Source organism: Pseudomonas laurylsulfatiphila, from assembly GCF_002934665.1.
GTDB lineage: Bacteria > Pseudomonadota > Gammaproteobacteria > Pseudomonadales > Pseudomonadaceae > Aquipseudomonas > Aquipseudomonas laurylsulfatiphila.
In genome coordinates this window covers 216,048-223,445 of record NZ_NIRS01000010.1, presented here as the reverse complement: position 1 = coordinate 223,445, position 7,398 = coordinate 216,048, and the positions used below count along the sequence as shown (strand labels likewise).

7 protein-coding genes are annotated in these 7,398 nt (G+C 62.2%); 2 read left to right on the top strand and 5 right to left on the bottom strand.

The features are described 5' to 3' along the window. Positions 1-34 precede the first annotated feature (34 nt). From CD175_RS30600 to CD175_RS30585, 4 genes are all read right to left on the bottom strand, one after another. Positions 35-1,003: a metal ABC transporter ATPase gene (locus tag CD175_RS30600; RefSeq protein ID WP_104451585.1), complete on the bottom strand. Its 969-nt coding sequence runs from the start codon at positions 1,001-1,003 to the stop codon at positions 35-37. A 32-nt stretch (positions 1,004-1,035) separates the two neighbouring features. Beyond that, positions 1,036-1,848 carry an aldo/keto reductase gene (locus tag CD175_RS30595; protein WP_104451584.1) on the bottom strand — a complete coding sequence of 271 codons (813 nt, stop codon included), beginning with the start codon at positions 1,846-1,848 and terminating at the stop codon, positions 1,036-1,038. Then, entirely contained in the window at positions 1,845-3,020 is a 1,176-nt protein-coding gene (locus tag CD175_RS30590; RefSeq protein WP_104451583.1) for an NAD(P)/FAD-dependent oxidoreductase, read from the bottom strand. The genes CD175_RS30595 and CD175_RS30590 overlap by 4 nt, the downstream gene beginning before the upstream one ends. Before the next feature lie 136 nt (positions 3,021-3,156). Continuing rightward, the gene (locus CD175_RS30585) at positions 3,157-3,489 is read right to left on the bottom strand and encodes a DMT family transporter (RefSeq protein ID WP_104451582.1); all 333 of its coding nucleotides are present in this window, start codon (positions 3,487-3,489) and stop codon (positions 3,157-3,159) included. 103 nt (positions 3,490-3,592) lie between these two features. Here CD175_RS30585 and CD175_RS30580 point away from each other — a divergent pair, with 103 nt between their 5' ends. Together CD175_RS30580 and waaA are read left to right on the top strand one after the other, a co-directional pair. Beyond that, the gene (locus CD175_RS30580; RefSeq protein ID WP_205886363.1) at positions 3,593-4,495 is read left to right on the top strand and encodes a LysR family transcriptional regulator; all 903 of its coding nucleotides are present in this window, start codon (positions 3,593-3,595) and stop codon (positions 4,493-4,495) included. Between the two features lie 11 nt (positions 4,496-4,506). Next, positions 4,507-5,784: a lipid IV(A) 3-deoxy-D-manno-octulosonic acid transferase gene (gene waaA / locus CD175_RS30575; RefSeq protein WP_104451581.1), complete on the top strand. Its 1,278-nt coding sequence runs from the start codon at positions 4,507-4,509 to the stop codon at positions 5,782-5,784. A gap of 68 nt (positions 5,785-5,852) precedes the next feature. On the opposite strand, the gene CD175_RS30570 is transcribed toward waaA, so the two are convergent. Continuing rightward, complete coding sequence (locus CD175_RS30570) at positions 5,853-7,292, bottom strand: TolC family outer membrane protein (RefSeq protein ID WP_104451580.1); 1,440 nt, start codon at positions 7,290-7,292, stop codon at positions 5,853-5,855. Positions 7,293-7,398: the final 106 nt, after the last annotated feature.

The following is a 7,398-nucleotide window of genomic DNA, read 5'->3' as shown; positions in this document are numbered from 1 at the left end:
TGTAGGAGCTGCCGCAGGCTGCGATCTTTTGCTTTCAGGAGCTGACTTTTTTACGCGGCACGATCTTCTTCAGCAACAATTTCGCCTTCCCGCGTAACCGCGCCAAACCCGAATCCTTCCCCGGCGGGGTCAAACCCTGCTGCCTCACCCAGTCCTTCCAGCGAATTCGTTCATCGCGCACCAGCCAGCCTTCCTGTCGGGCAAAACTCTCGGCCAGGTACAGGCCACGCGTGCTGGCCGGGTACAGTTGATCCTTTTTCAGGGTGTAGAGCTCAGCCATCGGATGGCCGTCCTGCAAGGGCATCAAGTACAGATCGGGGCGCTTGCGGTCGAGGCGGGCGACGAGTTGATCGCCTTCCAGCCGTTCATCGACATGGAACAGACTCAGGGACTTGGCTTCCTTGGGAACGTCCAGGCGCAGGTCGTAAATCAGTTGCAGCGACGCCGTCGGCAAATGCACGTAAGCCCGCGGACGCTCCATCAACGTCAGGTTGGCGCAACGCACCGGCCGCGCCGAGCCGGACAGTGGCGACAAGCGAAACGGCAGGGCTTCGCGGTAATGCAGGGCAGCCGAGTAGGGCGCCGGCAGCCAGGTGTCATTGAACCGGCCACCGAGCCAGCCTTCCGGGGTTTCCAGCAGGCATTCTTCGGCAATCTCCTGGATCGCTGTGTGCAGGGGGAGGTTCAGTTCGTGGGCCGGCACGTAACCGGAGATCAGCTTGAGCACCACGTCGCCACGGTCCTGCCGACGCTGACGCACCAGCACCCAGTAGTCGCGATTCTGCCAATGCAGGGTCAGGCGCACCGAGACCCCGAGATTGGCCAGTTCCAGGGCAAATCGTTCGCTGTCGCCGACCGTGACCGGCCGACGACGTTGCAGGGTCTGGGAGAAATTCAGCGGCCTGCCGACGCTCTGGTAACTCAGGCCTTCAGGAGTCGCTTCGACGAATAACGGCAGGGTCTTGAAGTTGCTCGGGTTCTTTCTGATGAGCGTGCGCGACATGTCGGCTCCTGCTTAAGGCCGCGTGAGCGGCGTCAGTGGCTACGTAGGACCTGGGCAACGGTCGCGACATTGTGGGCGAGGTGCAGCGGATTGATGGTCCCGACAATAGCACTGGCAACGCCCGGATGTTCAAACAGCAACTCGAAACTGGCGCGCACCGGGTCCACGCCCGGACTCAGGCATACGTGACCGCTGGCGAGGGCTTTCTTGACCAGAATGGCTTTGCCGTGTGCAGCAGCATAGTCAATGACGGCCTTCTCGTTTTGTTCGTTCAGATTGTAGGTGACCATCGCGCAGTCGCCTTGCTCCAGCGCCTTCAATCCGCCTTCGACGGTCTTGCCGGAAAACCCGAATCCGCCAATCTTGCCTTCGGCCTTGAGTTCGGCGAGGGTTTCGTAGACTTCGCAGTCATTGAGGATCGCCAGGTCGTTGCCATCGGAGTGCACCAGCACCAAGTCGATGAAGTCCGTTTCCAGGCGTTGCAGGCTGCGCTCTACCGACATGCGCGTGTGTGCCGCGCTGAAATCGTGACGAGACTGGCCGTCGGCAAATTCTTCACCCACCTTACTGACAATCACCCAATCCTGACGCTGGCCGCGCAGCAATGGGCCGAGGCGTTCTTCGCTGCGGCCATAGGCCGGGGCTGTGTCGATCAGGTTGATGCCCAGGTCGCGGGCAAGCTTGAGCAGCATGCGCGCTTCATCGTCATCGGGAATCCGGAAGCCGTTGGGGTATTTCACGCCTTGGTCGCGGCCCAGTTTCACTGTGCCCAGGCCCAGGGGTGAGACCAGCAGGCCGCTGCTGCCCAGGGGGCGATGCAAGTCATGCAGGGTCGGTTGGCTCATGGTAGCAGTTGCTCCCAGGCCGGTACGCCCATCGGCGGCTTCGGCAGTTCAGGCAGCGCTGCCGGGTGGCCTGGCTGGATGCCGTCGCGGGTCAGGTTGGCGATGACCCGGTCAGCGAAGTCCGGCGCCAGGGCGAGTTTGGTTGGCCAGCCCACCAGCAGCCGGCCTTCTTCTGCGAGAAACGCATTGTCGGGGCGGGTCAGGCCCGATTGCAGGGGTTCGGCGCGATCCACGCGCAGGGTGGCCCACTGCACCGTGCTCAAGTCGATCCACGGCAGCAACTGGCCGAGTTCTTTCTGTGCGGTGGCGATTTGCTCCGCAGGCTCACGGAGCACGCCTTCGCTTTCGGCGATGTCGCCACCCATGTACCAGACCCATTGACCGTCGGCGGCCGGGTGGGTGGTGACGGTAATGCGCGGTTTGGTGCCGCCGCCCAGGCAATGGGCGTACAGCGGTTTGAGGCTCGGCCCCTTGGCGATGATCATGTGCAGCGGTCGACGCTGCATCGCCGGCTCGCTGAGACCCAATGCTTCGAGCAGTTGCGCCGTGCCCGCGCCGGCGCTCAAGACGATGCGCTGGGCGCGGATCTCGCGCTCATCGACGATCAGGCCGACCAGTACGCCACCCTCCAGCAGCGGTTCGATTTTCTGCCCGGCGAGCAAGCCATCACCGGCGAGGTCGGCCAGGCGCTGGACCAGGCTCGGCACATCGATCACCAGTTCCGCCAGGCGATAGACCTTGCCCTTGAAGCGCTTGTCTTGCAGCGCGGGTGGCAATTGGTCGCCCTTGACCTGATCGACGCGACCGCGCACGGCCTTGCTGGCGAAGAAACTGGTCAGGTTGCCGGCGAGGGTGCCAGGGGACCACAGGTAATGGGCTTCGGAGAGCAGGCGCACACCAGACAGGTCCAGCTCGCCGTCACCGGCCAGGGCTTCACGCCAGCGGCGCGGCATATCGGCGATGGCTTCCGAAGCGCCGGTCAGGGCGCCGTGCAATGCGTACTTGGCACCACCGTGGATAATGCCCTGGGACTTCACGGTCTGCCCGCCACCGAGGCTGGCGCTTTCCACCAGCACGGTCGAAAAACCCTGGCGGCGCAGGCGCGCGTTCAGCCAGAGGCCGGCGACACCAGCGCCGACAATCAGAACGTCGGTGGAAATAACGGATGGCATGCAGCGACCTCTGTGTTCAAGACGAGGGCGCAGTATACAGAGCTGAGACGGGAAAAAAGATCGCAGCCTTCGGCAGCTCCTACAGGTGGCGCACGCATTCCCCTGTAGGAGCTGCCGAAGGCTGCGATCTTTTCTTTCAATGACCTGCGGTTTTGGAAAAGAGTTGAATCACCACAACCCCCAGCACAATCAACGCCATCCCCAGCATGGCCGGCACGTCCAGCTTCTGCTCGTAGATAAACAGCGCCGCGACGCTGACCATCACGATCCCCATGCCGGCCCACACGGCATACGCCACACCCACGGGAACGCTGCGCACCACCAGGGTCAGCATCCAGAAGGCAATGCCGTAGCCAAGGATGACCAGCACCAGTGGCAGCGGAGTGCTGAGGCCTTTGACGGCTTTCATCGAAACAGTGGCAATCACTTCGGCGCAGATGGCAATGGCCAGGTAGTAGTAAGCGGTCATGGGTCAATCCTCGTGTGAAGTGTTGCTCTCTGAGGTCGGCATTCTAGTGATTTGCCAGATGCGGTAAAGTCATTACCTATCTGTTCAAGAGATGGGTTGAGCCATGAGCATGCAATGGAATCTGGAACAACTGCGGTTGTTTGTCAGCGTAGCGGAGCAGCGTTCGTTTTCTGCCGTGGCGCGGGATCAGCGCAAGGCGCAGTCGGCGGTCAGCAGTGCGATAGCGTTGCTGGAGGATGACCTGGGCGTCAGCCTGTTTGACCGCAGCAGCGGTCGTCAGCCGAAGCTCACTGAAGCCGGTACCGCTTTGCTGGACGAAGCACGGGAAGTGTTGCGTCAATGCGAGCGGCTCAATGGTCGGGCATTGGCGATGATGCGCGGCCAGGAGGCACGACTGCGCGTGGCGCAGGATGAAGCGATGCCTTATCAGCCGATCATCGAAAGCTTCGAGGCCCTGGCGGAAAAATTCCCCAGCCTTGAAGTGCAACTGACCAGTGCCGCCCAAGGCGATGTCGCGCGCAAGCTGGTGGAGCGGCGCGCCGATCTGGGGCTGCTGTTCTTTCACGATCAGATTCCCGAGGCGCTTGAGCGTCGCGTGCTGGGCAGCGTGGAAATGGTCACGGTGTGCGGCAAGGATCATCCGTTGGCGAGCAAAGGCACAGTGGACGGCCAGCAGTTGGCGCAGCATCGGCAGTTGTTGATGTCCACGGAGTCGAGCATTTATCCCGGCAGTGATCCCGCCAGCCCGCAAGTCTGGCGCGCCGACAGTTTCTATGTGATGGCCGAATGGCTGGTGCGCGGCCTCGGCTGGGCGTGGTTGCCGCGCCACGTGGTGCAATACCCGACTTATCAGAACCAGATGGTCGAACTGGTCAGCGAATGGACCCCGCCGGCCCTGGTGGTGGAGCTGGTATGGCGCCGGGACGAGCCGCTCGGTCCGGCCGCGCGCTGGCTCGCCGAACGTTTTGCCGTGCACTTGCAGACGATTGGCGAAAAAAGCCGATAAACTCCGCCGCCATGAATAGAACTCTCTACACCGCGCTGTTTTATCTGGGGCTGCCATTGGTAGCGATTCGGCTTTGGCTGCGCGCACGCAAGGCGCCGGCGTATGCCAGGCGCATCGGCGAGCGCTTCTCCTACGGGATGCCGGCGATGAAACCGGGCGGCATCTGGGTGCATGCCGTGTCGGTGGGCGAAAGCATTGCTGCCGCGCCGATGATCCGCGCCTTGCTGGCGCGTTACCCGAATCTGCCGATCACCGTGACCTGCATGACGCCGACCGGTTCGGAACGCATCCTGGCCCTGTTTGCCAATGAGCCGCGCATCCAGCACTGCTATCTACCTTACGATTTGCCGTGCGCAGCCCGGCGCTTCCTCGATCGGGTCCGGCCAAAACTGGCGGTGATCATGGAAACCGAGCTGTGGCCCAACCATATCCATCAATGTGCCAAACGCGGGATTCCCGTGGCGCTGGCCAATGCACGACTGTCCGAACGTTCGGCCAAGGGCTACGGCCGCTTGCGCAAGCTGACCCAGCCGATGCTGGCCGAGATGAGCCTGTTCGCGGTGCAGACCGAGGCCGAAGCCCAACGCTTCCGTAATCTGGGTGCGCGTTCGGAGACGGTCGAAGTGACCGGGTCGATCAAGTTCGACCTGACCATCGACCCGCAACTGCTCGAGCGCGCCAGCCAGTTGCGTGGGCAATGGCAGGCGCTGGAGCGACCGGTGTGGATCGCGGCCAGTACCCATGACGGCGAAGACGAGGTCGTGCTGGCGGCTCATCGTCAGTTGCTGGCCAGTCACCCCGATGCGTTGCTGATTCTGGTGCCACGTCATCCGGAACGCTTCAATTCGGTGTACGGGCTGTGCCAGCAACAAGGGTTTGCCACCGTCCGGCGCTCCAGTGGCGACGCGGTCAGTGCCGATACTTCAGTGTTGCTGGGCGACACCATGGGCGAGTTGCTGTTTCTCTACGCGCTGGCTGACAGCGCTTTCGTCGGCGGTAGCCTGGTGCCGAACGGCGGGCATAACCTGCTGGAACCGGCGGCCCTCGCCAAACCGGTGCTGAGCGGGCCGCATCTTTTCAACTTCCTCGAAATCGCTGCGCAGTTGCGCAGTGCCGGGGCGTTGCAGGAAGTGGAGGATGCCGAAGGGTTGGCGGTGGCGGTGCAACGGCTGTTCGAACTGCCGCGTGATGCGCAGCGCATGGCAGAGGCAGGGTTGAAGGTGATGCGCGCCAATCAGGGGGCGTTGCAGCGCTTGCTGGACGGGTTGGGGCGGTTGATCGAGCGGTAGACTGAGTCGTCTGGCAGAAAAAGATCGCAGCCTGCGGCAGCTCCTACAGCAGGCTGCGATCTTTTGCTTTATTGCTCCGGTCGCGCCTTCAACTGTTCCTCTGCCGCCTTGGCCAGATCCGGTGGCAGGAAATCCTTGTCCGGGTTGTAGTTGGGATTGAGCCAGCGTGCCAGGTTTTGCAGGTCCCCCGGATTCAACGTGCCGGCCTGTTGCTTCAAGCGCAGGTTGTCGAGGATGTAGTCGTAGCGGGTGTTGTTGTAGTCGCGCACCGAGTTGTAGAGCGAGCGTTGCGCATCCAGCACGTCGACGATGTTTCGCGTCCCCACCTGATAGCCGATTTCAGTCGCTTCCACCGCGCTCTGGTTGGAGATGATCGATTGCTTGCGCGCCTGTACCTGCTCGACATCGGTGTTCACTGCGCGGTGCAGGTCGCGGGTGTTTTCCACGATGCTGCGGCGTAGGGCTTCGCGTTGCTGCTCGGTCTGGTCCAGTTGTGCATACGATTGGCGCACCTGGGAGTTGATCAGGCCGCCGCTGTAGATCGGGATGTTCAGTTGCAGGCCGACGGTGGTTTGATCGACGTTGCCGCCGTACGCCTGGGGCAGGTTGTTCGGGTTGCTGAAGCCCAGTGCATCGTTGTCGCCTTTCTCGTACTTGGCGATCGCATCAACCGTTGGCAAGTGCCCGGACTTGCGCTGCTTGAGGGTTTGCTCGGCGGCGCTGACGGCATAGTTGCTGGCCAACAGATTGAGGTTCTGCCTGCCCGCCGTTTCGACCCAGGCCTTGGCGTCGTTCGGTACTGGCGGCAGGATCGGCAGGTTATGGCTGATGCCCCAGATCGAGTTGTACTGACGGTTGGTCAGGGTGATCAATGCTTCAAAGGCGTCGTCCACCTGGCGCTGCGCAACGATGCGGTTGGCGCGTGCGGTGTCGTAGCTGGCTTGTGAGTTCAACACGTCGGTCTTGTCCGAGAGGCCGACATCGAAACGCTCGTTGGATTGATCGAGCTGGCGCTTGAACGCCGCTTCTTCGGCCTTGGTCGAGGCCAGGTTGTCTTGGGTGCGCAGCACGTTGAAATAGCTGTCGGCGGTTTGCAGGATCAGGTTCTGCTCGGTCGCCGAGAGTTGCAGGGCGGCCTGTTCGTTGACTTCCTTGGCGGCCTGGAACTGGAACCAGCGGTCTGCCCGGAACAGCGGCTGCGCCAAAGTGGCCTGGTAGGAATGGGCATCGCGGTTGGACGTGCCCGACGGTTGATCGAGCGACGTACGCACCTCGGAAACATTCGCGCCGCCCGAGAGGTTCGGCAGCAGCCCGGCGCGAGCCTGGGGGACGACTTCCTTCTGCGCGCCGTATTGGGCGATGGCAGCCGCCAGATCGGCGTTGTTGTTGACGGCTTCCTGATAAACGCTGACAAGGTCCGTCTTGTTCGATAAGGGCGCATCTGCTGCCCAGGCCAATCCGTTGGACGCACAAGACACGGCAAGGGCCAGTGAGAGTTTGCGCAGCATAGACGATCCCTAGAATTGATATTACAAAGGTAATTTGAGCGCCAAGGCTAAGGCTCTGCTTCGACAGCGTCAATGCGCGGCTCAGCGTAGCGAGTGTAGTTGCGCA